This window comes from Oceanobacillus sp. FSL K6-0127, from assembly GCF_037983385.1.
Classification (GTDB): domain Bacteria; phylum Bacillota; class Bacilli; order Bacillales; family Amphibacillaceae; genus Oceanobacillus; species Oceanobacillus profundus.
Map to the genome: position 1 here is coordinate 4,023,098 of NZ_CP150287.1, position 26,363 is coordinate 4,049,460.

General features: G+C 36.8%; 22 protein-coding genes, 4 pseudogenes and 1 riboswitch. Of the genes and pseudogenes, 13 read left to right on the plus strand and 13 right to left on the minus strand.

Translation table 11 applies throughout. The annotated features are described in order from the left end of the window. Positions 1-14: 14 nt before the first annotated feature. The 4 genes from lsrB to MHH64_RS19670 are packed head-to-tail and all read right to left on the minus strand — an operon-like array spanning position 15 to position 4,596. Positions 15-1,088, minus strand: coding sequence for an autoinducer 2 ABC transporter substrate-binding protein LsrB (lsrB, locus tag MHH64_RS19655; RefSeq protein ID WP_340002281.1), 1,074 nt, complete (start codon positions 1,086-1,088; stop codon positions 15-17). Continuing rightward, positions 1,088-2,098: an autoinducer 2 import system permease LsrD gene (locus MHH64_RS19660; RefSeq protein ID WP_340002282.1), complete on the minus strand. Its 1,011-nt coding sequence runs from the start codon at positions 2,096-2,098 to the stop codon at positions 1,088-1,090. The genes lsrB and MHH64_RS19660 overlap by 1 nt, the downstream gene beginning before the upstream one ends. Next, on the minus strand, positions 2,082-3,098 hold the full coding sequence (locus MHH64_RS19665; RefSeq protein ID WP_340002283.1) for a sugar ABC transporter permease: 1,017 nt from the start codon (positions 3,096-3,098) through the stop codon (positions 2,082-2,084). Before MHH64_RS19665 ends, MHH64_RS19660 begins: the two co-directional genes overlap by 17 nt. Next, positions 3,085-4,596, minus strand: coding sequence for a sugar ABC transporter ATP-binding protein (locus tag MHH64_RS19670; RefSeq protein WP_340002284.1), 1,512 nt, complete (start codon positions 4,594-4,596; stop codon positions 3,085-3,087). Before MHH64_RS19670 ends, MHH64_RS19665 begins: the two co-directional genes overlap by 14 nt. 319 nt (positions 4,597-4,915) lie before the next feature. Between MHH64_RS19670 and MHH64_RS19675 the strand changes: the two genes are divergently transcribed. The 5 genes from MHH64_RS19675 to MHH64_RS19695 all read left to right on the plus strand — a co-directional run bounded on the left by MHH64_RS19675 (position 4,916) and on the right by MHH64_RS19695 (position 9,864). After that, entirely contained in the window at positions 4,916-5,842 is a 927-nt protein-coding gene (locus tag MHH64_RS19675) for a sugar-binding transcriptional regulator (RefSeq protein WP_340002285.1), read from the plus strand. Between the two features lie 77 nt (positions 5,843-5,919). After that, the gene (gene lsrK, locus MHH64_RS19680) at positions 5,920-7,485 is read left to right on the plus strand and encodes an autoinducer-2 kinase (RefSeq protein WP_340003293.1); all 1,566 of its coding nucleotides are present in this window, start codon (positions 5,920-5,922) and stop codon (positions 7,483-7,485) included. 24 nt (positions 7,486-7,509) lie between these two features. Continuing rightward, entirely contained in the window at positions 7,510-7,866 is a 357-nt protein-coding gene (locus tag MHH64_RS19685) for a cupin domain-containing protein (protein ID WP_095313819.1), read from the plus strand. 812 nt (positions 7,867-8,678) lie between these two features. Further along, positions 8,679-8,927: a DNA alkylation repair protein gene (locus MHH64_RS19690; protein ID WP_095313818.1), complete on the plus strand. Its 249-nt coding sequence runs from the start codon at positions 8,679-8,681 to the stop codon at positions 8,925-8,927. Between the two features lie 364 nt (positions 8,928-9,291). After that, positions 9,292-9,864 carry a sigma-70 family RNA polymerase sigma factor gene (locus MHH64_RS19695; RefSeq protein ID WP_340002286.1) on the plus strand — a complete coding sequence of 191 codons (573 nt, stop codon included), beginning with the start codon at positions 9,292-9,294 and terminating at the stop codon, positions 9,862-9,864. Positions 9,865-10,103: 239 nt separating this feature from the next. On the opposite strand, the gene MHH64_RS19700 is transcribed toward MHH64_RS19695, so the two are convergent. From MHH64_RS19700 to MHH64_RS19710, 3 genes are read right to left on the minus strand one after another with little or no spacing between them, the layout of a single operon-like run. Then, on the minus strand, positions 10,104-10,817 hold the full coding sequence (locus tag MHH64_RS19700; RefSeq protein WP_340002287.1) for a GntR family transcriptional regulator: 714 nt from the start codon (positions 10,815-10,817) through the stop codon (positions 10,104-10,106). 44 nt (positions 10,818-10,861) lie between these two features. After that, positions 10,862-11,911, minus strand: a complete 1,050-nt coding sequence (locus MHH64_RS19705) for an ADP-ribosylglycohydrolase family protein (RefSeq protein ID WP_340002288.1) — start codon at positions 11,909-11,911, stop codon at positions 10,862-10,864. Between the two features lie 32 nt (positions 11,912-11,943). Continuing rightward, positions 11,944-13,350 (minus strand): PTS transporter subunit EIIC, encoded by a 1,407-nt coding sequence (locus MHH64_RS19710; protein WP_340002290.1) that lies wholly within the window; start codon positions 13,348-13,350, stop codon positions 11,944-11,946. A 416-nt stretch (positions 13,351-13,766) separates the two neighbouring features. On the opposite strand from MHH64_RS19710, the gene MHH64_RS19715 reads away from it, so the two are divergent. Further along, positions 13,767-13,958, plus strand: coding sequence for a hypothetical protein (locus MHH64_RS19715; RefSeq protein ID WP_340002291.1), 192 nt, complete (start codon positions 13,767-13,769; stop codon positions 13,956-13,958). Positions 13,959-14,058: 100 nt separating this feature from the next. Here the strand turns inward: MHH64_RS19715 and MHH64_RS19720 are convergent. The 4 genes and pseudogenes from MHH64_RS19720 to hxlA form a co-directional block, all read right to left on the minus strand. Beyond that, a pseudogene (locus MHH64_RS19720) lies at positions 14,059-15,710 on the minus strand (IS1182 family transposase). Between the two features lie 106 nt (positions 15,711-15,816). After that, positions 15,817-16,950 carry a zinc-dependent alcohol dehydrogenase gene (locus tag MHH64_RS19725; protein WP_065180902.1) on the minus strand — a complete coding sequence of 378 codons (1,134 nt, stop codon included), beginning with the start codon at positions 16,948-16,950 and terminating at the stop codon, positions 15,817-15,819. A 541-nt stretch (positions 16,951-17,491) separates the two neighbouring features. Next, the gene (gene hxlB / locus MHH64_RS19730) at positions 17,492-18,049 is read right to left on the minus strand and encodes a 6-phospho-3-hexuloisomerase (RefSeq protein ID WP_118890492.1); all 558 of its coding nucleotides are present in this window, start codon (positions 18,047-18,049) and stop codon (positions 17,492-17,494) included. A gap of 7 nt (positions 18,050-18,056) precedes the next feature. Continuing rightward, complete coding sequence (hxlA, locus tag MHH64_RS19735; protein WP_118890493.1) at positions 18,057-18,689, minus strand: 3-hexulose-6-phosphate synthase; 633 nt, start codon at positions 18,687-18,689, stop codon at positions 18,057-18,059. 208 nt (positions 18,690-18,897) lie between these two features. Between hxlA and MHH64_RS19740 the strand changes: the two genes are divergently transcribed. Next, a complete protein-coding gene (locus MHH64_RS19740; RefSeq protein WP_340002292.1) occupies positions 18,898-19,242 on the plus strand; it encodes a winged helix-turn-helix transcriptional regulator in 345 nt (114 codons plus the stop codon). A gap of 126 nt (positions 19,243-19,368) precedes the next feature. On the opposite strand, the pseudogene MHH64_RS19745 reads toward MHH64_RS19740, so the two are convergent. Next, positions 19,369-19,557 (minus strand): annotated as a pseudogene (locus MHH64_RS19745) (glucose-6-phosphate isomerase); the annotation flags it as partial. On the opposite strand from MHH64_RS19745, the pseudogene MHH64_RS19750 reads away from it, so the two are divergent. The 6 genes and pseudogenes from MHH64_RS19750 to MHH64_RS19775 form a co-directional block, all read left to right on the plus strand. Further along, positions 19,557-21,101 (plus strand): annotated as a pseudogene (locus MHH64_RS19750) (transposase); the annotation flags it as partial. The pseudogenes MHH64_RS19745 and MHH64_RS19750 overlap by 1 nt on opposite strands. Further along, positions 21,094-21,303, plus strand: coding sequence for a hypothetical protein (locus MHH64_RS19755; protein ID WP_095308359.1), 210 nt, complete (start codon positions 21,094-21,096; stop codon positions 21,301-21,303). The pseudogene MHH64_RS19750 and the gene MHH64_RS19755, both read left to right, overlap by 8 nt. Before the next feature lie 329 nt (positions 21,304-21,632). Beyond that, positions 21,633-21,878: a DNA alkylation repair protein gene (locus tag MHH64_RS19760; protein ID WP_095308358.1), complete on the plus strand. Its 246-nt coding sequence runs from the start codon at positions 21,633-21,635 to the stop codon at positions 21,876-21,878. A 255-nt stretch (positions 21,879-22,133) separates the two neighbouring features. Continuing rightward, positions 22,134-22,233, plus strand: a riboswitch (TPP riboswitch). 150 nt (positions 22,234-22,383) lie between these two features. After that, positions 22,384-23,136, plus strand: coding sequence for a 3-oxoacyl-ACP reductase (locus MHH64_RS19765; protein WP_095308357.1), 753 nt, complete (start codon positions 22,384-22,386; stop codon positions 23,134-23,136). A gap of 81 nt (positions 23,137-23,217) precedes the next feature. Further along, positions 23,218-24,528: an LLM class flavin-dependent oxidoreductase gene (locus MHH64_RS19770; RefSeq protein WP_303448833.1), complete on the plus strand. Its 1,311-nt coding sequence runs from the start codon at positions 23,218-23,220 to the stop codon at positions 24,526-24,528. Between the two features lie 487 nt (positions 24,529-25,015). Further along, positions 25,016-25,513 (plus strand): annotated as a pseudogene (locus MHH64_RS19775) (transposase); the annotation flags it as partial. Positions 25,514-25,577: 64 nt separating this feature from the next. On the opposite strand, the gene MHH64_RS19780 reads toward MHH64_RS19775, so the two are convergent. After that, positions 25,578-26,357: an IclR family transcriptional regulator gene (locus MHH64_RS19780; RefSeq protein ID WP_095308354.1), complete on the minus strand. Its 780-nt coding sequence runs from the start codon at positions 26,355-26,357 to the stop codon at positions 25,578-25,580. Positions 26,358-26,363 lie beyond the last annotated feature (6 nt).

Below are 26,363 nucleotides of genomic sequence, written 5' to 3' on the forward strand. Positions count from 1 at the left end.
TAATATAAGCAATGCTAAAAGTCATAATCCGCTGTATTTTCTTTTGTAAAGACGATTCGTTCAGGTAAGACAATGATTCCTGAATCATCAGCTTCATAGTCGTAACCTTGGATTGTATTAGGCTCTACTGTAATTTCACCAATCGTTGGTACATCAAGTGTATCCCCAACATTTAATGTATTGCCTTGTGCTAAATAATAGGCTATATAAACAGCCAACGCTCCCTGATCCTGTACATCCCAAAGACCATGGTTTACAATGGTTCCATTTTCAATGAACCCTCTCATTGAATTTGGTGATGCAAAACCTGTAATAATGAGGTCTTCAGCAGTTAAACCTTTATTTTCTGCTGCTTGAGCCATCGCAGGAAGCGCCGTCGAATCTGGAGCTATTACCGCATCAAGATCTGGATATGAATCGATGATACTTTCTCCAATTTGCAATGATTTTTGCTCATTTCCTTCTCCGAATTGCTTCGTTACAATTTCCCATTTAGGGTATTTATCTTTAATATATGTTTCCGCATAATCAACCCAGGAATTTTGGTCTGGTACTGTTGGACTTGAGTAAAACCATGCAACTTGATTTTCTCCATCCGGGTCATCCATTTGTTCTGCAGCCATATCCACCAGCATGGCCCCGAGGATCTCCGGTGTTCCTTGATTGATATAAAAGGATCGATATTCTGGATCCACATCAGAATCCCAGGTTACCACTTTAATACCTGCATCTAACGCTTTTTGCAATGCCTGATTCAAACCATCAGCGGACACAGATGATATTGCAATCGCATCAGCACCGCTACTAACAGCACTATTGATAATCTGTACCTGATTTGCTACAGTACCTTCAGGTGCACCATCATACTTAACCGTAAATCCCTCCGCTTCAGCCATCTTTTGAGCCCCGTTATTTCCAGATTCAAAAAAGGCATTACCAGTCATTTTTGGGATAAACACGACTTCGATATCCTCCGCATCCTTCCCATTATTTTCAGCTGCTCCTTCCTCATCTGAGCTACAAGCGACCAAAACGAAACAAAGCATTAATAATCCAAGCAGAGATAATGTTAACCTTCTTTTTTCCATTATATATTTCCCTCCTTCATAGATTTTGGCCTCCATAATTTTTTCATGTTCTCCTTTGCGCTAGATGAAATACTTAGCAAAGCTACGGATAGAATAAGAAGCAGCCCTGTTGCCAAACCAATATATTGCGTTGAAACCCCACCCATTTGCATCCCAACTTGGAGAAAACCTACTATTATACTAGCAAGAGCTGTTCCGATAATCCCCCCCTTCCCTCCTGTAATTAAGGTACCTCCTAAAACAACGACCGTTAAGATGGACATTAAATATTCAGAGCCAAAATCCGCTCTGGCACTCCCCAAATAAGAAGTCAGCATTGTACCTGCTATTCCAGCACTTATGCCCGACAACACATACGTACTAGCAATTATTTTTTTCGTATGAATACCAGCGTAATCTGCGGCATCCTGGTTAACCCCGGTTAAAAATATATAGCGGCCATACTTCGTAAAATGCAATAGAATATAGGCAATAATAAATAAAACGATAAACAAAATAATCGAACTCGGGATTCCCCAGACGGTGCCGTAAGCTAAATAACTAAAGCTCTCGGGAAAACCAGAAATTCCTTCATAAGCGCTCACACCCGATACTCCTACCAAAACAATTGCTATCCCGCTATACAATAGCATCCCACCCAACGTAACAACCATGGCCTGCACACGTCCATAAGCAATGAGAATTCCATTTAGCAATCCACATAACCCTGCAGCTGCAATAGCGAGAATAATCGAAGCCCATATATTCATACCGATTACTTGAGAGAGAATCCCAAGTACCACGGACGTTAAACCAATTACAGATCCCCCAGAAATATCAATTCCACCAGTAATCATGACCAGTGTTACAAAGAAACCAATGATAGCAATTCCAATAAAATCATTGAAACTGTTTAACAATATGGAGATATTCCAAAACCTTGGATTGATTAGTCCAAATATAATTATTTCTAACACCAGAACAAAAATTAAACCGAGATTCCAATTAGGTATTTTACTTAACAGGGACATTTACTGACACCTCCTCCTGAAGCACCCTTGCCCTTAATCGCTCTTTTTTCGTACGTTTATCAGCTCTTCTAGATAGTACTGCATCAATTACAACAATTGTTATTAATAATAATCCTGAAATGGCATCATTCCAAAAAGCAGGTATCTTCATATATATAAGTGCTGCGTTAATGGATATCATAATAACCGCACCAATCGTTGCACCAAGGACCGTCCCAACTCCACCACTCAGTGATACACCACCAAGAACGGCAGCAGCAATTACAGTCATTTCTATCCCTAAACCGGCAGTTGTTGAAATAAATCCTACTTGACTAGCAAATATTAATCCGCCCAAAGCGGCACACACACCGGAGAATATAAAAGAGTATGTCACATAACGCTTCACAGGAACCCCTAACAAAATCGCTCCGTCAACATTGTCACCGATAGCAGAAAAATACCTTCCTTTACTACTCCTCGTTAAAAACAAATGCGTGACTATAACTCCAGCTATAACGATGAGCAATAATAAATTCACGCCTAGCACATTCATTTGCGACAATTGTTTAAATCCTGCTGGCAAGTTCTCTACCCATTGTCCATCTGTATAAATAACTTGAATCACTCTAGTAATTTCCAGCATTCCCAATGTCATAATAAAGGACGAAATATTTAACCTGGTGACTCCTAATCCATTAATCAATCCAATAATAGCCCCGATGAGGATTGCAACGATTATGGAAACAAAAATACTCCCGCCATTTTTTAATAGGATCCCGCTCACTGCAGCACTAAGTCCCAACGTACCGCCAACTGAAATATCAATATTCCCAGTTAAAAGGACGACTGTCAGACCTACTGCCAGCACAATGTAAAGCAAGCTGCTTTTTAAAGAGTTTTGGATATTGCCAACCGCTAAGAAATCGGAGTTCACTAGCCCTGCAATGATAAAAATTGCTACTAAAAAATATAAGGTTCTAAACTCTCTTTTCTGCATTATTGTCTTAAATATCGGCATCGGAATCACTTCCTTCATATGTTCCAAATGCAACCTTCATTACATTGGCAGCATTAATCTCCTCAAAACCAAGATAGGCATTACAGGTTCCCCGATAAATACCGTAAATTCGATCACTAATTCTCTCGATCTCTTCTAAATCGGAGGAGATTAATAAAATGGAAAAGCCTGCTTCTTTTAAATTATGGATAATCGAGTAAATATCACTTCTTGCTGCAGCATCAATTCCCCTTGTGGGCTCATCCATAATGATTAAATGTGGATTCGTCGATAGTATTCTGGAAATGACTGCTTTTTGCTGATTTCCACCGGATAATGATTTAATTTCTTGGTGATGATCTGCCATCTTAATTCGTAATCTATCAATATATTTATCTGTGACTTCTTTTTCATATTTATGATTTATGAAAACCCCTTTACTTCTTATTACCTGGGCTGTCATATTATTTCTAACGGAACTGATAGGAAAAATCCCATGCAGAAACCGATCTTCCGGAATATAGGAAAGGCCATTGGCAACGGTTTCATTTATACCAAGCTGAGTTATATCCTTTTCACCTAAAAGAATTTTCCCTTTTTGACATTTCGTTATCCCGTATATTGCTTCGGCAATCTCCGTTCTGCCAGCGCCTACAAGACCTGCAAGTCCAACTACTTCCCCTTGGTAAACCTCAAAGCTAATATTCTTAAATCCATCACCACTTATATTTTGAACAGTTAATACTGGCGGTCTATCCAGGTGACCAGTATATTTTTTCTCAAAAGCAGTACGAGACGTTGATTTATTTCCAACTGGCAATAATCCATCAATCAACATGTCTTTTGTGAAGTCCTTAATATTTCCTTTAAGTGTAACCTTTCCATCCCTTAAAATAACTGCATGAGTAGAGATTTCAAAAACCTCATCCAAACGATGTGTGATATAGAAAATACCTACAGCAGAATCCTTCAACTTTCTAATCACTTCAAACAATGATCTCGTTTCAGAGAAGGTCAACGCAGAAGTAGGTTCATCTAGAATCAACACTTTGGCGTTTCTAAGCAGTCCTTTAATAATCTCTAATTGTTGCTGCTCAGCTATTGTTAAACTAGACGCTATACGAGTTAAATCGATCCCCCATCCTAACGCTGCATATAATTTTTTCGTTTCTTTCCTAATTTCATATTTCGATTTCTTAAAACCAAATGTAATATTTTGCTCAACCGTCATATTTGGAAATAACAAAGGTTCCTGCGGTACAAGATAGATTCCCTTTTCATGAGCAATAGCAGGGTTATAATTATCAATTCTTTCCCCGCAAATTTCCATTTTTCCACTGTCTGGTCGATATACCCCAGTTAGGATTTTCATTAGGGTACTTTTACCAGCACCATTACCGCCAATGATTGAAATTACTTCATGTTGAGCAAGTTTTAATGAAACACCTTTCAGCACATTATTTTTATGAAAACTTTTATAGATTCCCTCTAGATTAATAAGGTTATTAGCCTCATTCAAATTTCTCCCCCCTTTAGTACTTTCGTATCAATAAATTTACTTTACGTAAGCGTATTCTCTTTTTTGTAATTATATGATTGCTTAATACATATTATTAATCGTGCATAAGATTATTATTGTTTTCTTGCAACCCAATCAAGTCAGAAATAAATTTATGAAACCATTTTTGTAGAAATTCCCTCAATAAACTATAGATTTATAAACGTAATGAACCATATTTTTTCACTACAGAATCTATCCAGATTTATAACATTTGTTAAAGCCTAAATAATTTGTTGCACCTAATTAAAATGAACACCAGTGGAAAAGAGAGCGAGTGATGATGATGTCGTATGAGAAAGATACTGCAGTCAAAGTAGCCTGGAAGTACTATAACGAGGGACTAACTCAAACAGAAATCGCAACAGCTTTAAACCTTTCAAGGATGAAAGTTATTAAATACCTGGAAATTGCAAAAAAGAACCACATCATTCAATTTAAAATTGATTTAGAACAGGTATCCGATAAGGATTTACAAACAAAATTAATCGAAGAATTTGGTTTAGATGATGTATACATCGTTCCTTCGGCAAATGATCATTCTTTAGATAGTCTCACCATTGCAGCCGCAAACTATATAGAAGATAGAATCACTAGCGATACGATGATTAATATTGGTTATGGTGAAACTGTTTCAAGAACACTTGGCCGTTTAAAAATATCTACAAAATATAAAGTAACTTTTGTATCTTTATCAGGTGGGGTTAAATTTTATATGCCAACCGCTATCGACCAAGCTTCTGATTACTATACCAATCCAAATTACAATCATTACATTCTGCCATCCCCTTTAATGGTCTCAGCTGCTGCCCTTGCAGAGAATTTAGTTAATGAACAGTCCATTAAAGATATCTTAGAAATGATTCCTTATTCTAATCTCACAGTAATAGGTGTTGGGGCATTGAATCAACAAGCAACTTTAGTAAAGGAAGGGCTTCTCAGTATAAGAGAAATGGAGATTTTGAAATCCCACGGTGCAGTGGGCGATTTATTAAGTCAGTTTTACGATATTAACGGGGATGTCTTAGATTTAAGTTTACACAATAGGCTTGTCAGTACAGAAATTCAATTATTGAAATCCTTGCATAATGTTGTCGCTGTAGCATGCGGTATTGAGAAAAAAGAAGCAATTATTGGAGCATTAAAAGGAGGTTATGTAGATATCTTAATAACGGATGAAAATATTGCCCGTAGCTTACTAGAATAAATTGATTTTCCTCAATAAGATTCAACTCAATTATTGCGTTAGAAATGGATAATCATCAAACAATGAAGGGATGGGTTATGGTGCAAAAGTATTTATTGGCAATTGATGCTGGAACAGGCAGTGTTCGAGTCATTTTATTTGATACTTACGGAAATGAAATATATGTTTCACAATCCGAATGGACGCATAAAGAAGATTCCCGATATCCAGGTTCCATGAATTTTGATGTTCCTACGAATTTCAATATTATATCTAAATTAATTAAAAAGACCATAACAGAAAGTAAAATTGATCCTAATCATATTCTTGCAATCTCCACAACGAGTATGCGAGAAGCAATCGTTCTATACGACGAAAACGGCATTGAATTATGGGCATGTGCGAATGTAGATTCAAGGTCTGATAATGAAGTTATAAATCTTAATAAATCATCTCCAAAAATAGAAAAAGAAATCTATCAAATCTCAGGGCAAACCTTCTCTTTAGGCGCTATCCCAAGAATTCTCTGGGTAAAAAATAATCTGCCAAGTCTTTATCAGAAGACTAGATATGTAACAATGCTTAATGATTGGATCACTTACAAATTAACAAATATTATTACCGTAGAACCATCAAATGGTTGTACTACCGGTCTGTTTAATATTAAAAATCGTACATGGGATTCTACACTAGCTAATAGAGTAGATATAAAAGATGACATCTATCCCATTGTACATGAGAGCGGCACAGTCATTGGAAATGTTACAAACGAAATAGCAGGATTAACTGGATTAAGCACGAAAACAAAAGTGGTTGCTGGTGGTGGTGATGCCCAGCTTGGATGCATTGGACTGGGGGTGATTCATGAGGGTGATGCAGCTGTTTTAGGAGGCAGCTTTTGGCAATATGAATATACGACAACAAGCATCAAGCCAGATGAGAGTGCTCGAGTAAGGGTTAATTGTCACGCCATACCAAATACATGGCAATATGAAGCCATCGCCTTTTATCCTGGTTTAGTGATGAGATGGTTTAGGGATAGTTTTTGTGAATTAGAAAAGTATATACAAGATCAAATTAATCAAAACGTTTACGAACAAATGGAAAACAGAGCTGCAAAAGTTCCTGTTGGCAGCTATGGAATGATTGCTACTTTCTCTAATAAAATGAACTATATTTCTTGGAAACATGCTGCACCTAGCTTTATAAATTTTAAATTAGATGCCGAAAAATATAATAAAGCAACCTTTTATCGAGCCATTATGGAAAATGCTGCTTTTGTTACCAGGGGTAATATTGAATTAGTAAGTGACATTACGAATACCTATCCAGATACAATTATCTTTGCAGGCGGCGCTTCCAACAGTGATTTATGGTGTCAAATCGTTTCGGATGTATTAAACAAACCTGTAAAAGTTCCCATTGTTAAAGAATCAACTGCCTTAGGCGCAGCAATTTGTGCAGGTATTGGTGCTAACGTTTACGATAGTTTTCAAGATGCCATTTCTAAAGTTGTTAAGATTGAAAAGGAATATCAACCAATACAAGAAAATCATTTAATATATAGCAGGTTATATGAAAAATGGGAAAGTGTTTATCTACATCAGCTTAATCTGGCTGACAAGGGGCTTACAGAACACATGTGGAGTTCACCTGGAGTTTAGTCATAACAGAGGAGGAATGTGGTAATGACAATTATTAATGAAAACGATAGAGATTATAGATTCGGCGATAGTGGACCGAAATATTTACAAAAAGGACCTCGAATGAATTTCGGACTCGTAGTGTTAAAACCAGGGCAAGATTTTAATGCACATTTTCATCATATCATGGAAGAAAACTTTTATATATTAGAAGGCGAGCTTGAAATTCATATTGATGAAGAGGTCTTTCATTGCAAAAAAGGCGACTTTATTCATGTAGAGCCAAAAAAAGTCCACTACTTAATAAATAAGGGTGATACTGACTTTAAAGCTGCTTTTATGCTTTCCCCCTACCAAGAAAAAGACAAAGTTGAAGTGGACTATAAACCGTATGGTAATTAATGCAAGAATCATCATCAATTGTCCCAAAAAAGAGGTTACAAATCTCTAAAGCATGCTGTTGATCCAACTGGCGGCGGAATGGGTAACCGAATTGATTGAGTATTATCAAAAGGAAATGTAACGACTGAGACCAGCAAGATTATTGATTTCCAAAAAAATGGACAATATCCGAGTGATCATTATCCAGTATTGTCAAAAATACGTTTCTAGGATTCTTCTAAAAGTTGACGGCAAAAGACATGGTCTAATAGGGACGAAATAGATTGGTGAGACCGTATGGATGCAATGAAAAGGTTTTTGACAAAGCGAGATCTTTCGCTTTGTCATTTCTTTCTCTATACATCTCATGGTTTAGAAATATAGAAAATAGTTTACTGATCTTTTCACTTATTATTATACTTCAAAACGCCTATCCGACTTTATCCATTCTTCTTTACGTTACACTGTGATCGGTTCTGGCTGTCAGCAGTCGTTTCTATAGAAGTCTTTCCACTATCGGTGTTTCTCTCTGAATTTGTGGAATTATTAGAGGCAAGCAATAGCAATGAGTTCTTCCCACTGTGAAACGTTTTATCTGCCCTTCTAGGAGATTGCGGAAATTTTGAACGTGCTAAATTTGACAAATCCAGTCTCCACACATTCCTTTAGAAGCTCATTGGCTAAAACCAAAACTCTCCCAACATACCATTTCTTGAATAATAAAAAAGCAAATAGGCCATAATAAACACGCCCAAAGGAATAGTAGACGAATCTTTCTCTTCACATTCTAAAATTAGAAAGTGACCATCATCATTGAAATATGGAGGTGCAATATGAATAAGCCATACCGTTGCCCAAATTGCAAAACAAACAGATCTCGATTTAATATCATTGAGCAAATCGCAACGCCTGTCAAACTCGATGCAAAGACTGGGGAAGTCCTCGAAGATTATACATCTGAGAATACAGAAATGTTTCATCAGATGTATAATGGTCCAAAATACCGTATTCAATGCGGGGTATGTGGGTTGATAGAAAATAAAAATACATTTGAACAATTTGCTAAATACGAAGGGTCTTAAAGTTTGGTATATGTGTCTGCTGCTGCCCGATGATTTTTTGTTGGTGTGAAAACACTAAACACAGCAAGCCTTTTAAGGTGTAGATGTCATCTAAAATTAGGTTGTTTGGCATCATTATTAGAATTAATGCGTAATTAGATTATCGATTCATTGCTTATTGAGGATTTTTATAAATCAATTTCGCAGAGTTTGCTCAAAAAGGAACTTACTTTATCCATTTCCCTCTTCATCCGCAAACAAAAATAAACGTTCTGTAACAGGTCTATTTAAAATATTAACTAAAATTTCACTTTTTGCACCCCATATTGTAATGAATGGTCGATTATAGATATGAATACCGTTTATGATGGGGAGTGTAAATTAAATGAAAAAGAATACAAACACACTTACATTTGAAGAAATTTTTGAGCAAAATAGGCGTAGGATTCATTATCACCTTCACAAATTAAACATACAAGATCCTCACCAAGAGTTTTATCAAGAAGGGCTTATCTCGATGTGGAGCGCATATAAAAACTACCAGCCAGATAAAGGCCCACTTTCCACATACTTCAACTTTATTATTCGCCATCGTCTGATTGATTTAATTCGAAAAGAGAGTCGTAGAATTGAAAGAGAAGTACTCGCCTCCAGAGAGGAGGAAGCTACGTTTGAAGCAGAAGTGTATCATAAAGCGAGTAACACTAATTTTCCAGGATTAACTGTGAAAGAAAATATCAAAAGCGATGATTATCTTTGGCAGCAAGTTAAAAGATTATTAACCGAAAAACAATGGAAATGGATAAGATATTACATTATTGAGGACAAGTCATTAAAAGAAATTGCTGAACAAGAGGAAGTTTCTATTGAAGCAGTAAAAAGCTGGGGAAAAGAGGCAAAAAAGAAGCTACGAAATGCTGACTTTGAGAAAGTAATTATGGAGAGTATTGATCCGTAACAATGTGTGAAACAGAAAAATATAACTTACAAGCCACATGAAATCAAGATGAAGACCTTGATTTTATGTGGCATTGCTATGGTATAATCAAATGGAAGTTAAGTGCTAGTTTTTCTACACTATAATAGTTCAAGGTTTTATAAGACAATTTCTTCTAAATGAATAGCTCAAATACCGGAATGATTCCAGTAAAAAAATGCTTTCGTTTATCAAGTGATAAATGCTTTCCTATCTCCTCATCATGGAATTTCCAATTGAACATTGTACCGATATCGATCCCCTCTATAAAAGAACTCAGCATATTCAATTAGTCGATCTTGTTCATCTCTTGTTACTCGTTGAACATATAACAATGGGCTATTTTCTGCTACTTTCAAAATTTTAGCCAATTCCTCATTCGCAACTACAGATTCAATTGTTTCATTTGCTTTTTTCACCATATATCCTTTTATGCGAAACAACTGATACAAGGAAGCATCCGATGAACTGAGCTCTTCAGCAGATAAAGAAATAAACGAAGGACAATAAACACGTTGAAAGCTAATCGGAATTTCGTCAATCCAACGTATTCGTTCGTGACAACTAACCATCGCACTTTTTGGCAAATCAAGTTGGGAACATACCAGCGGACTTGCTGGAATAGACGCTTCAAATGAGAATAACGATGATTGTAAATTATACTCTTTATTTTCCTCCGAAAAACTTAATAGATTTTGTAATTGCAACGATTTTTTTTGGCTAAGAACAATCGTACCTACACCATGAATCCGTTCAACGTATCCTTCATCTACCAGTAATTGTACTGCATGCCTCACAGTAATCCGACTTACATTATATCGTTTTTGTAAGTCAGGCTCTGCTGGCATCAGATCACCAACGAGGTAATCTCCATTGATGATCTGTTGTTGTAATTCTTCATAAATGGCCAAATATTTAACTTTGTTTCTTTTCATAAGCATCCACCATACTTGCTAACAAATTTGTAACTCTATCAAGTTTAACTTTGCTTCTTTTCAATAGTATTCACTATACTTGCTAATGAATTGGCTAACTCTACCAAGTTAAAATCATTAGCACGTTGTACAGTTTCATATAAAGACATAAAACTCTCATCGGTTAAATCCACAAACGCACCAACCATAGACCCTACGATTGTTGCAACAGTGTCGGTATCGTATCCAATGTTTACAGCATCAATTACTGCTTGCAAGGCATCGTCCTTATTTAAAGCAACAATTCCAAATGCACAAGGCACAGCCTCAGAAATATGCAAGCCGCTTCCTACAACTTGTGATAACTTACGTAATTTTTCTTCCTTTGTACCAACACCATTTACTATATCATACGCTAATCGGATACGTTCTACAACACTTGGACCTGCTACTTCACGAGAAATGAATTTCGCTTTCGTTTCACCACGTAAAGCACCATAAAAACCTGCACTTAAAGCCTCATCTACTGTTGCATGCGGTGCTAAAGAAGCACTTGTAGTAGCAGCCACTGCACAAGCACCAGAAATAGCCAAAGCGTTATCGTGTGTTACCTGTGTAATTGTAATTGCAGCATCAATAGCATCTTCTATATTATCGGGATATAAAATACCAGCTGGCGCAATTTTCATTGCTGCCCCGTTAGTTGCTTTGGAGGCATAGTCCACCGTTGTAGCCCCTGGTAGCGGCTTCATTTTTAAGGAGGGGTCTTTATACATTGCTACTGCACTTCGAGTTGTAGGACCTGCAAAACGATCAAAATACCAAGGAACATTTGACCAATCCAAAATAGCTTTAATTACAATATCTTTATTAATAATACCGTCATTTTTTAAAATAGCTTGGCATAGAAAATATACTTGGGAAAAATCATCTGTAACTTGTCCAGCCTCATTTCCTAATGCAAATGCTGTTTCTCCCGGTTTTTCAAATTTAGTTACCGTTTGACCAAATTGCGTCCGGATTTGATCAAACGATAAATTTTCAGTTGCTGCCCCCATTGCATCACCAATTGCTGCTAACCCTAAAATCCCTTGTATTTTTGAGCTCAAACTCATTTCTATCATCCTTTCTGTAAATAATCCTATATTTATTTTGAAGCAGACATTTCTGCTTTTGGATCTTTAATACCAAAAATAAATGTTAATAGCATACCACTAAAAAACGAAATTGCTAAACCAACGACATATGCCCATAACGTTGGTCCCGCAAATGCAGGGATTGTTGTCAGTCCGCCAAATACAAAGGCATTCCCTACTACATTAAATGCACCCATAAAGGCACCACCTAAAGCAGCACCTATGCATCCCGCTACTAAAGGACTCTTAAACCTTACACCCAAACCGTAAATTGCCGGTTCAACAATTCCCGATAGAAAAACAGATGTTATTGCAGTTAATGAAAAATTCTTCAATTCTTGATTTCTACTACGCAGGAAAATGGCAAATGCTGCGCCCGCCATACCAAAGTTCGCATTCGCACCATACGCAATAAGAGCCGAACGTCCTGTAGAAGCAATTTCCGGAATAATCACCATTGTATTCGGTGCCCAATGTACACCAAACATGATCAAAATATTCCAAATTCCACCGATAACAGCTCCCGTAACGATTTGATTTATATTTGCTAACCAATCTACAAAACTAGCAATACCAATACTGAAGTAATTTCCAATTGGTCCAAATATTCCAGCAACGATTGGAACTAGTATTACTAATAATACTGTCGGAATCACAATCATATGTAAACTATTTGGTAGTTTACTTTTCATAAAATGTTCCATTTTTGATTGTACCCAAGTAGTTAAAATCGCAGGAATGATTTGGCTAGTATAATTGAATACAGGAATTGAAAGACCTAGAAATGTAATCATATTTCCACCATCACCCTCTACCAGGTTGATAAATTCAGGCATGATTAGTGCACCCATCACAGCAATCGCGATATATGGACTTGTATCAAATCGTTTTGCTGATGTAATTGCGACTAATAATGGTAAGAAATAAAACACTGAAGTCGCTGTAAGAGTTAAAATCAGATTTGTTGTGCTTTCAGTTGATAACCAGCCCAACTCATTAGCTAAGATCGTAAACCCTCGGAGCAAACCTGCACCAGCTAACAATGGCAATAATGGTGAAAAAATACTGACAACTAGAGCAATAAACTTATTGAACCAACTATGCTTCTTATTATCTGTCTGTTGAATATCTGTCATTTCCTTATCCGTATCATTTGATTCAGTTGATTTCCATACCTTTATAAATGCGTTATAAACTTCATCGACATTGGTACCAATTATTATTTGAAATCCTAGGTCCCTATCAACAACCCCTGCTACACCATCTAATATTTCGATTTTCTCCTTTTCAACTATCCCACGATTTTTTAATGTAGGGCGTAGCCGCGTCGCACAATGGGTTATCGACACGATATTATCCGCACCTCCCATCAACGATAACAACTGCTTTGCTAAAGATAAAGACTCTGTTTTTTTCATAAAAACTTCTCCTTTCTTTTAGACCTAGAAACATAATTGCTACCCCAATAAGACGTTATAACGTCTTATCCTCGTATTAAGAATACACAATTATTCAATTGTTGTAAAGGCTTACATTAATTGAACAATATTATCCGTACAGCACACAGATAAGTAACTCCCTGGAATACGGTTTTCCATCAATGAACCAAAAACGGAATATCCCAAGTGTTTTCACTTCTTTCCACCCTGCCTACCAACAAATCTCCGCTCATCGTTTGATAATACTAATCACTTGGAAATCTGACTGTGTAATAGGTAGTGACAGACACCTTAAATTAAAGATTGTGTAAGCTATTATAAGGCAATAATGCAATTGCACAGTATGAATGCTATACTTACTGAATAATTGGATACAAAAGGGGTTAAAGTAGCAGATGAAATATTATACATCTCACATGAAAAAACTAGTAATGCAAAATGAAGAATTACAAAAAGAGTTGAAAAAAATAATGAAAGAACATGATCTTGAAAAAACCTTTGCGCTTAAGGCTTTGTACCATGCTGAGGTTGCTTCAGGCGGGAAATATCAGGATGCATACCGGGAACTTGACTTACCCAATAGGTAGGTCTTTTTTTTTGAAAATCGAAGTTCTAAAAACAGAAGCGTTCTTCTGATCCTAGAGTCTGTGTAAACAGCAAAAGAGGCTGAGACATAACTAGCCTAAATTACTGAAAAATGGTTCCGATCATCGGTTTTTGATGATCGGAACCATTTTGCTTTGGATTATTTTTATTATCTACTGTTTGATTTCTGTTCATGGCGGTGTACTTCCTCAAGTTTACCGCCATGAACGCAAAACCTAATTCATTTTCCACTTTTCCTTTTCCCCTCACAGAAAAGCGAGTGAAGCACAAATTAGCCTTCAGAAATCCGAAGACTGGTTCCACATCTATTTTATGTTTGCCGTAAATTTCTCCAGTTTCTTTATTCGAAAGCTGTTCTCTTATATATTCTTTTTGTTGTTCCCATTTTTCGTTATAATAAACTTTTCGGTTATTTCCTTCTTTTGCTTTTGTGCATAAGGAACGTAACGGACAATCTGAACAGTCTTCACATTCATAGACTTTAAATGTTCGTGTAAATCCGTATTTGTCTGTTCGATTAGATAGGTAGCGGAATGACAATGTTTTATTATTTGGGCAAGTAAACGAATCTTCCTCTTCATTATATTCCCAATTAGCTAAGTTAAAAGCGTCATTTTTATATTTCTTTTTCTTCTCTTTTCGATATTGATTATATGTAATGAGAGGTGTGCGTTTTCGATTCTCTATGGTATCTTCATAATTTTGTTCACTTCCATAACCTGCATCAGCCACGATATATGGAGGTAGCTCAAAGAAGCCTTCCTCTATTTTATCCAGAAAGGGGATGAAAGTACGTGTATCAGTTGGATTTGGGAATACATCATAAGCGAGCACATATTGTCCTTCTGTCGCAGCCTGCACATTATAACCTGCTTTTAGTTGGCCATTCTTCATATAATCATCTTTCATTCGCATAAAAGTGGCATCGTGATCCGTCTTCGAATAACTGTTACGTTCTCCGAAGATCTCCATGTCGTTTTGATATTTTTGTTTGCGTGCCAAATAATCCTTAAATTGTTTTCGATATTGTTTTGGTGCTTTACGCTCTGAACGGAGTTTTTTACGCTCGCTTACACCTTCACTCTCTTCTATTTTTTTGTCATATTTTTCTACCTTGTCGTCTAGCTTTTCCACTATTTTTTCGAGTTCTTCGGTTGATATTTATCCAGACTTTCTCGTTCTATTTCTGGAATAACTTCCTTTTCCAATAATTCATCGTACACTTGGTTAGACTTCTCCACCAAATTAGTACTATATTTTTCAATCGATTTACGCCAAACAAACGTAAACTTATTGGCATTGGCTTCAATCTTCGTTCCATCAATAAAAATTGCTTCCTCATCAATTAGTTTTTCTTGGACAAGTTGGCAGCGAAATTGAACGAAGCATTGACGTAGTAACTCCTTCACTTCTGGATGCACACGAAAACGATTGATGGTACGATAACTTGGTTCATATCCTTGTGCTAACCACATCATGCGTACACTGTCTTTTAATAACCCTTCTATCTTTCTGCCAGAAAAAACAGATTGCGTGTAGGCACACAGAATAACCTTCATCATCATTCGCGGATGATAGGCAGGACAACCGGTAGTACGCAAAAACTTAATGAATGCCTCATCTGGAATACTTTCCACCACATCGTTCACAGCGTAGGCAATATCATTTTCTTGAAGTTTTATTTCTAAATCTAACGGCAATACAACTTGATTCATGGTATAATGTTTAAACATAGGGACACCTCCGAAAATTATTGTCTGGTAACTTTAATTTTATCAAAAGGTGTCCTTTTTAATTACTGGGGTTTTGTCCCAGCCTCTTTTTGGAAAGAGAAGAGTATTACGGTTTTAAAACGACTTTTATACATTCATCCTCACGATTATTAAAAATTCGATAACCATGACTTGCTTCTTCAAGGGACATTTTGTGTGTGATAATATCTCTTGGGTCAAATTCGTTATTTGTTATTTTTTTAAACAATTCTGGCATAAAATGAATGACTGGAGCCTGTCCCATTCTAAGATTAATATTTCTAATCCAAAATGCACCTAATGGAAATAGATTATAGTTACCTCCATAAACACCAGTCATTTGCACTGTCCCATACTTTCGGACAGCTTTAGTAGAAATTTGAATAGGTCCAAGGGTTCCGCCCTGCAGTTTGAATTTTTGTTCCAGAAACTCTAGGGGGGATTTCTTTCCATCCATACCTACACAATCGATGACGACATCTGCCCCACCATGTGTGATTTCTTTTAAATGTTCCCCCATATCAGGGTATTTTGTGAACTCAAATACCTCAACATTGTTCATCTTTTTCGCATGATTGATTCGGTAATCCAAGTAATCAACTGCTATTACACGCTTTGCACCTTCCATCCAGGCAAATTTTTGTACCATCAACCCAACAGGTCCGCATCCAAGAACAATAACTGTATCGCCTGATTTTACACCTGCATTTTTTACACTCCAATAAGCTGTTGGCAGAACATCCGATAAAAAGAGCAGTGACTCATCCTCCAATTCGCATGACTCCGGGATAACAAAGGGAGTGAAGTTTCCAAAAGGGACTTTTAAATATTCAGCCTGACCACCCGGATGGTTACCGAACTTCTCAGTATAACCAAAGTATCCGCCAGAATCATAATGAGGGTTTGAGTTATCACATTGGCTTTCCATTTCATGTTGGCAATAAAAGCAATGTCCACATGAAACATTAAAGGGAACGACAACACGGTCTCCCTTTTTTACTTTTGTGACTTCAGGTCCAACTTCTTCCACAATACCCATTGGTTCGTGGCCAATAATATATCCTGGGGGTAATGGCATGTTACCTTGATATAAATGCAAATCAGATCCGCAAATAGCGGTAGAAGTAATCTTAACAATAATATCGTCTTTTTTTTCTAATTTTGCATCCTCTACTTGATTAACCTGTACATGATTTGGTCCTTGATAAGTTACAGCCTTCATAAAAGCAGGGCCCTCCTATTTCTAATACTGTTAACAGTCTTAACTATGGTTAACAAAGAAAGTAAATAATATACACTCTTAGCGTAATTGCTTTATGTAAGTTAAAGAAGTTGCACAATTATTTATAGACTGATTGGTAAAACCGATAGTCTATTTTATTATCAATAGGGTACACCCTATTGATAATAGTTGGCTCCTTGGGATCATTAGCTTATCATTTCAGGAGATATTTTGCGCTTATTTTAAGTGTTATTTTGCACATCCAACTTTAAAACCCAACTACCTTCACATGAGAAGATTAGCTGAGTTTCTTAGTCGATGCTATTCCACAATCACTTTTGCGAAATGATGGATTTGTTTATTTTTTGTCTTCAAATCTGTTTTTGACTTTACATTATAGAATAAATGGTAATATACGGAAAAGACCACAAACTTACAAAGAATGTGGCCTTTTCTGTATATTTTAGCTATGCTCTATTTTAGATAGGTATTTACCCGTTAATTTAATTATTTAAAGTAGGAGAAAATAATTTATTTTTCTCTATTCGAGATTTGCATGTTTACCATACATTTTATTAGAATCTAACCCTTTTTTCTCCATAAAACGCAAGATTATGGCATCATAAAATAACAACATCGTTTGCTCAAATAGAGATCCCATTGGTTGAATGGTCTTGTAATCACCTTTAGACTGGTCTTTCGTTACCCCCGGTAATTTAACAATAATATCAGCTAATTCTCCAATGGTTGATTCAGGAGAAATGGTTACAGCTGCGACTTTACCACCTAAGCTTTTAGCTTTTTCGGCAATGGCAACTAAGGTTTTGGTTTCTCCTGAACCTGAACCAATGATTAATAGATCGTCCTTTTCTAAATTAGCTGTTACTGTTTCACCAACTACATAGGCATCAATCCCCATGTGCATCATTCGCATTACAAAAGATTTACCCATTAATCCAGATCTGCCCGCACCAGCCACAAAGATTTTCTTGGATTCTAAAATCTGGTTTACTAATTTCTCTGCTTCTGAATCAGAAATTAAGTGGACCGTTTGACTTAATTCTTGAACGACTTCGGCTAAATATTGAGTAGTCTTCATAGTTGAATTAACCTTGTGTAATTAATTCTTGCATTTCGCGAGCTGTATCTTTTTTATTTTCTTTACTCGTGATTCCGCCACCTACGATAACTAAATCTGGGTTTTGTTTAATTACTTCAGGAAGTGTTTCTAATTTGATTCCACCTGCAATGGCCGTTTTCGCATTTTTAACAACGCTCTTGATGGTCGCAAGGTCTTCGAAAGAATTCTTTCCAACAGCTTGAAGATCATAACCTGTGTGAACGCAGATATAATCAACACCAAGTTCATCTAATTCTTTTGCACGGGCTGCAATATCCTTCACAGCGATCATATCAGCAAGGATTTGTTTACCTTGTTTTTTCGCTTCTTCTACTGCGCCTTTGATTGACTCATCTTCTGCCGTTCCAAGAATCGTAATGATGTCAGCGCCTGCAGCAGATGCTTGGCTTACTTCATATCCAGCTGCATCCATAATTTTTAAATCAGCTAATACGGTTAAGTTAGGAAATGCAGCTTTTACTTCTTTCACTGCTTTAAGACCTTCATTGATCACCACAGGTGTACCAATTTCTACAACATCAATATGCTCTTCTACCTCTTTCACTAATTCAATTGCTCCGGGAATATCGACAAGATCTAATGCTAATTGTAATTTCATTTATACTCACTCCTTATAGAATATTTTAATTTGTTGTACTAAGTGGCTGTCAATAGACATGGGCAAATGTTTCCTTTTGAAAATCTATTTACTCACTAGCACGTTGTTTAGTATACTCATTATGTTGCGAAATTAAAAGTACGCACTTTTACCACATATAGTGCTAAAAAGTATACTATTGGGTAAAATAGGAGGGGGAGTGACATGTATGCCAAATTTAGGAGAGAAAGCTTTTAACTGTGAAAAAGAATTGACACTTTCAGTAATTGGTGGTAAATGGAAAATGTTGATTTTATGGCATCTAGGTAAGGAAGGAACTAAACGATTTGGTGAATTAAAGGCCCTTATGCCGGGTATTACCCAAAGAATGCTTGTTAATCAATTACGCGAACTTGAAGATCATTTAATTGTACATCGTGAAGTTTACCCTGTAGTTCCACCGAAAGTTGAATATTCATTAACTGAGCATGGAAGAAAACTTTTACCGATTTTAGAGGCTATGTACGACTGGGGCAAAGATTACATTGAGAATGTATTGGAAAAAGGAAACTGAGGATAAATCAGCTGTTAAGTAGAAAAAGGTTTCTTTTCATTCTGTAAGACAATAATAACTTACCACGGTTAGCCATTTTTAACCGTGGTAAGTTATTATTGTCTATATAAAGAGTAAAAACAACAACACAAATGTTTCATATTCTTCTGCGTCAGCAAGTTTTTTTAATACACCTTTTTCCTGATCAGTAGCGGTAAAAATACGTGTTCTTGCCTCTTCCTTTCCATATTTTTGTTCCAGATAGTTACAAAAGATACGGAAGGCTAAGGCAGGCTCTGTTGTTGTTCCTGATTTAGAAATAACATTAACCGATATACCGAAGTTTTGAGGACGATCTAATTGATGACAGGCAGTGACAACAAAAAGAAACATTATTGGCCAATGCCGGTCTGACAAATACCAACCAACCCATTCACGATTATTTAACGAAACTGGAACAGAAACTTGAAGCCAGAATGACGGAAGTGAACCAACGGATTGCGTCGGGGGAAAATGAACATATCAAAAAACATGGCGCAAATAATCGCTGGATACTTTCAAATTCACGGGAAACAGAAACCATCAACCACTCCTTTTTTGATGCGTTGAACTCTATTGACATTGGCAGTGTTCTGCACTATGCAAATCAACATTGTCAATTTATAGAGGCATTTGATCATATCTTGGGGCGTTATGCGAAACGAGCCAGGGATGATCGGGTTTTAATTGCTTGTCTGATTGCTTGGGGCACCAATATGGGGTTGGGGAGAATGGGTGAAATCTCCGACATCGGTTATCCCCTGCTTGCGGCTACATCTGAGAACTTTATACGATTGGAAACCTTAAAAGAAGCCAATGATCGCATCAGTAATGCTGTTCGAAGGCTGCCGATCTTTCACCACTTTGACATTAATGAGGTCATTCATTCGAGCAGTGACGGGCAGAAATTTGAGACGAGGATCCATACGATGCGCTCCCGTCATTCCCCCAAATATTTCGGCTTAAATAAGGGGATCGTTTCCTATACAGCGGTGGCCAATCATATTCCCATCAATGCCCGAGTCATTGGCGCAAATGAGCATAAAAGTCATTACGTGTTCGATATTTTATACAACAATACAACCGATATCCGACCGGATGTGCATTCCACCGACACCCATGGAACCAATGAAGTGAATTTCGCCATTCTTCACTCTTTTGATTATGATTTTGCACTCCGCTACAAGGATATCTATCGTACCGTGAGCAAGTCGTTATCCGGATTCAAACACCCGAGCCAATACGGGGATGTCCTCATCAAACCTGTTCGAAAAATCAATACGAAGCTGATTATTGAGGAATGGGACAATATCCAGCGTATTCTATTGTCACTTGCATTGAAATCTACAACACAGAGTATTATCATTGGGAAACTAAGTGCTTACGCCCGCAAAAACAAAACCATGCGGGCCTTGTAGGAGTACGATAACATCATCAAGAGTTTGTACCTTCTGAATTATATAGACTCCCCACCCCTACGTCAAAATGTGCAACGTACCCTGAATCGGGGTGAAAGTTATCATAAATTAAAGCGAGCCGTATCCTATGCGAACTTTGGTAAACTCCGTTTCAAAACAGAATAAGACCAACAAATTTGGGACGAATGCAGTCGTCTCATCGCCAATTGCATCATTTTTTACAATGCCAGTCTATTATCCAATATGCTAGAATACAGAGACAGGGAAACCCTCAATTCAGATGTATTGAAACGCATTTCCCCCGTTGCATGGCAGCATATTAATTTTTACGGGCATTACGAATTTAACAAATATCCGGAATCAGTTAACATGGATGCCATTATCCAAGAGTTGGCTCAATTGGAGGTTATTCCGAATGAATAATTCATATCCATTCGAAGGAAAGGTGAGAATCAATGAAACCAGAACCAAATTGGCAGCCCGTTCTAAACCGCATATATTAGACGATGCCACAGTCAACCGTGTCATCCGATCCTACACGGAACAGCTTGAATTTGCGCCGATCTACGAAAGGCAACTCGTCAAGTGGCAACAGGAAACGGATTTATCGTCGGCGCAACTGTAGGAACTGCAACGGCTTCAAAATCAGGTGAGTGAATTGAAACAGGCCGTTACCGATATTTTAGACTTGGCCAATGAACTGAAAGAGGGAACCATTGAAAAAATGTTATCGAAAAGTGACTTTAACGTTTCATTCATCCTTATCGGCTATAGTGAAAGATACTAACAAGTTGTATATAAATATCCACCACACGTTGTTTTAGAAGCTCATTAACCAAAACAAAACTCCCAAACAAACAGTTTCCCGAATAATAAAAAGCAAATAGGCCACAATAAACATGAAAATCAGAAAATGACTGTCATCACTAAAAGACATATGGAGGTGCAATACGGATCAAGCCATACCGTTGTCCAAATTGCAAAACAAATAAATCCCGCTTTAATCTCATTGAGCAAATCGCAATACCTGTTAAACTAGACGCAAAAACTGGAGAATTACTGGAAAGTTATACAGATGAGAGTACGGAAATGTTCCATCAGATGTATAAGGGGCCAAAATACCGTATTCAATGTGGGATATGTGGTTTGATAGAGAATGAAAATACATTTGAACAGTTTGCTAAATATGCAGGTTTTTAATGTTTGTATGTGTGTCTGCTGCGACCCTAATGATTTTTTGTTGTTGAGAAAACATTTATTTGAACAAACCTTTTAAGGAACCTAAACTCTGTTAATTAATGATCGATTATAAATATGAATCCATTATGATCAATAGTATAAATTGAATAAAAAAACAATCACGTTTTTATAGCAAAAAATCATAAAATTACGTTAACCATCCCTATTCCCTTGACATAAATTTCTAAAGATTATAACATATGGATATAACTTAATTATATGCACTAGGGGTGTTATTTAACTGAGATGAGTATTACTCAAACCCTTTGAACCTGAACTAGTTGAAACTAGCGTAGGAAAGTGTAAACTCTAAATACATACTTAAAGAACATTTATGCCTTATTCTTAATATGTAGTTATTTGTTTTTACGCAGCTTTCCTATGGGAAGGTTGCGTATTTTTTATTTTATCTATCATTTTTATGATGTAAGTTTCACGCTAAATTAATAGTATAGGAGTGGTTAGGATGATTAGAACAGTATTAGTAACAGGCAGCAGCAGAGGGTTAGGGGCAACTATTGCAAAGACATTGGCACAGCAAGGATTTCAAGTGGTTATCAACTACTATCAAAGCAAAGAAGCTGCTGAGAAGCTCGTTTCTGAGATTGGTGAAGAGAATGCTATTGCCATTCGGGCTGATGTAACAAATCGTAAAGAAGTAGATGAATTGATAAAAAAAGCAACGGAATATTTTGGCCAAATAGATGTTGTCGTCAATAATGCATTAATAGATTTCAAGTTTGATCCAACCAAACAAAAATCCTTCACAGAACTTACATGGGAAGATTATCAAAAACAACTGGATGGTACGTTAAAAGCAGCATTTAATGTCGTTCAAAGCGTCATCCCCCAATTTATTGAACGACAAAATGGAAGTATTATAAGCATTGGTACAAATTTATATCAAAATCCTGTTGTACCCTACCATGAATATACAACAGCAAAAGCTGGATTAATCGGTTTTACACGTAATATCGCTGCCGAATTAGGTGTATATGGCATAAAAGCGAATGTAGTTTCAGGTGGATTATTAAAAACAACTAACGCGAGTGCCGTTACAACACCAGAAGTATTCGATTTAATTGCTCAATCAACGCCATTGAAGAAAGTGACCACACCTCAAGATGTAGCCAATATGGTCGCTTATTTATCTTCAGAAAATGCTGACGGTATTACAGGGCAAAATTTCACAATAGACGGCGGTTTAACAATGAACTAATAGCTTAAAATACGATAGCTGATCCTTCAAAAACGGAATGTACAAGACAGTTAATAATGATGTATGTTGAGGTGTAAATAAATGACAAAAACGAAAGAAAGACAACTGCATTTAGGTGTTTTGCTGTATGGTTGCGGACACCATCAAGCTGCTTGGTTAATGCCTGACTCAAGCATTGAACATATTGGGGAGATTTCTTATTATCAATCTTTAGCACAGGTTGCGGAAAAAGGTTATTTTGATGCAGTATTTTTTGCTGATAATCAATCATTTCCGGCTAAACATGCCAGTGATATGCCAGCATTTTGGTTTGATCCAGTAGTCAATTTAACAGCTATTTCCCAAGTGACAAATCATGTTGGATTAGTTGCAACAATTTCAAGCACTTTTTCTAATCCTTTCACAGCTTCCCGGCAGCTCTTAAGCTTAGACCATATTACAAAAGGGCGTGTTGGCTGGAATCTCGTTACCTCCATGACTGATTTAGAGGCGTTGAATCATAGTATGGAAGAGCTGCCTCCTCGTGACAAACGTTATGAAAAGGCAGATGAATTCGCTGCTTTAATGAATAAGTTATTTATTTCATGGGATGATAATGCGTTTCTGCATCAGCGGGAAGAAAGAAAATTGATAAACCCATCAAACATTCAGCCTTTTCATCACGATGGTACGTATTTTAAAGTGCATGGCCCATCCACCACGCCAAAAAGTCCGCAAGGCAAGCCAGTATCCATGCAAGCGGGGGCATCTAAACAAGGCATTGCATTAGCCGCAAAATATGCCGATGCAGTCTATTCCGTGTCGTGGAACTTAAAGCAAGCAAAAAGTTTTCATAAAAAATTAGATGAACAAGTTAAACAAAGCGAAGACAGCAATAGACATATTAAAGTATTCCCAGGCCTAGTAACTTATGTAGGGCATACACGTGAAGAAGCTTTAGCCAAAAAAGCAGCTTTAGATGAGCAATTACCTATTGAAACAGCTTTAAAACAGTTGAGTTTCTTTATTCAGCAGGACTGTTCGAATTGGGAAATTGATAAAGCAGTCCCTCCATTACCTCCAGTAGAAGAATTTACTGGTCCAGTTGGACGTTACGAAACAATACTGGAAATTATCAATGATACCCAGCCTACAGTAAAAGAATTATTAGGTTATCTCAGTGCAGGCGGTGGACATCACACACTAATAGGTACACCCGAAGAAATTGTGGATCAAATGGAGGTCTGGTTTGAAGCTGGTGTTGCTGACGGATTTAATCTAATGCCTCCTACATTACCCGGCAGTTTAGAAGACTTTGTGGAACTGATTGTTCCTGAAATGCAAAGAAGAGGGATTTTCAGAAAGAATTATGAAAGTCATACCTTCCGTGAACATTTAGGGTTAAACAAATAATGAAAGTGCTGCACTATTATTTTGCCATTGAAATAGAGCAGCACAGTCAAAATTAAACAACCTGTTATCTTGGACTTGAAATTATGAATACAAAGAAAATAAATCCGGTAATGAGTAGTTAAGCAAATCTATTATAGATTTAACAAGTGAGGAAACTTAAACAGGATATAAGTTCCGATTACATTAATAAGAAAAAAGAAAAACCAGGCAAACCCCGACCGGTCCTTTTAGAAATTGATATTTAACCGTTACACTAATCTATTTTTCTCTTTCGCTAACCGAATAACTTCTCTAATCGTATTCCTTGAATGACCACAGTTCGAAGCCACCTCACTCTGTGTGACTCCCTGCAATAAAGCCTTAGAATTTCTGGATACTGAAACACAAAATAACTCCTATATAATAAATTTGCACGTATGTGCTCCTTTATTATATAGGAGGTTGGGTCAGTCATGTATTACGTAAATCACACATTATGTCCCAAGTAGTGAGTGGTTTGAAAGAAGGAGTACGAGCAATTTTCCCTGACGTAATCGTTCAATGATGCATGGTTCATTTGATTCGTAACTCCGTCAAATATGTTCCTAGTAAGGATTATCCCCAAAGCGTTAAAGAAAGTCTATGGTGCACCATGCCTTAAGGCTTGCCTAAGTGTTTTTGAATATTTTCAACAACAAGGGGCTGCATATCCAGGAGCTATTGATTTATGGACAAGAAACTTCCACCATGTCTAGCAACTTTATGATTATGGAAGTTCCATTCGTAAAGTCATGTACACAACCAATGCGGTAGAAAGTATCCATTCCAGCTTTAGAAAAGCAACCAAAAAAGGAGCATTCCCCAACGAGAACGCCTATTAAAAGTATTATTTTCACGGGTAAAAGAACTTGAAACCAAATGGGAAGGTGGCCATATCCAAAACTGGGCAATGGTTATGAACCAACTACTTCTCCAAAACGAGCTAAAAGATAGAGTGTTAAAGTAGCTTGAGTAAACTGGGACTTACACACTTTATTTGACAGACCCGGCTTTGCTCTTTCGTCGATCGTTTATCTCTCCATTAATGAGTTATTAGATTGTCCAGATCGTTCTGAAAGTCTTCTTGCTAACTTAACAACTTCTTCTCTCGCCACGTCTTTCTTTTTCTGCCAATGATTTGTTGTCATGACAATACTTACTCCTGCAATGATTTCGTTTTTATGGTTAAACACTGGAGCAGCGACACAATGAATTTCTTCGGCAGATTCCTCATGTTCTTCGGCAAATCCACGCTCTCTAGCCAATGTTAGTTGTTGATATAACTCATCTACTGACTCAATAGTTTTTTCAGTCTTTGCTGGTAAAGGTTCATCTGGATAAATCGCTTTTAATTCTTTATAACTAAATTGGGAAAGTAATATTTTTCCAATCGATGATGCATAGGCAGGAAATCTCATACCTGGCTCCGTGACTAATTGGAGCATGGAATCTCCTCTCATTTTACCTGTGTAGACGACATACCCATTATCGAATATACCCATTTGTAAGTTCTCATTAATGACTTTTTGTGTTATTGCACCCTCCTCGTAATAAGCTTGTAAAATATTAAACTGACTTAAATAGGAAGCACCAATATTTGCAATCGTAGTACCTAAAGAATATACACCACCATTATTTTTTCGAATCCATCCTAATTTCTCAAGCGTATTTAACAATGTAAACATACTACTTTTATTAATATCAAGTTTCTTTGATAGATCTATCATCCGGTATTTATTTGGATTCAAAGCAAGTAATTTTAGAATTTTATCTGTTCTCTCTATAGCTGGGCTCCAATACTTTTCTTTCATTTTTTA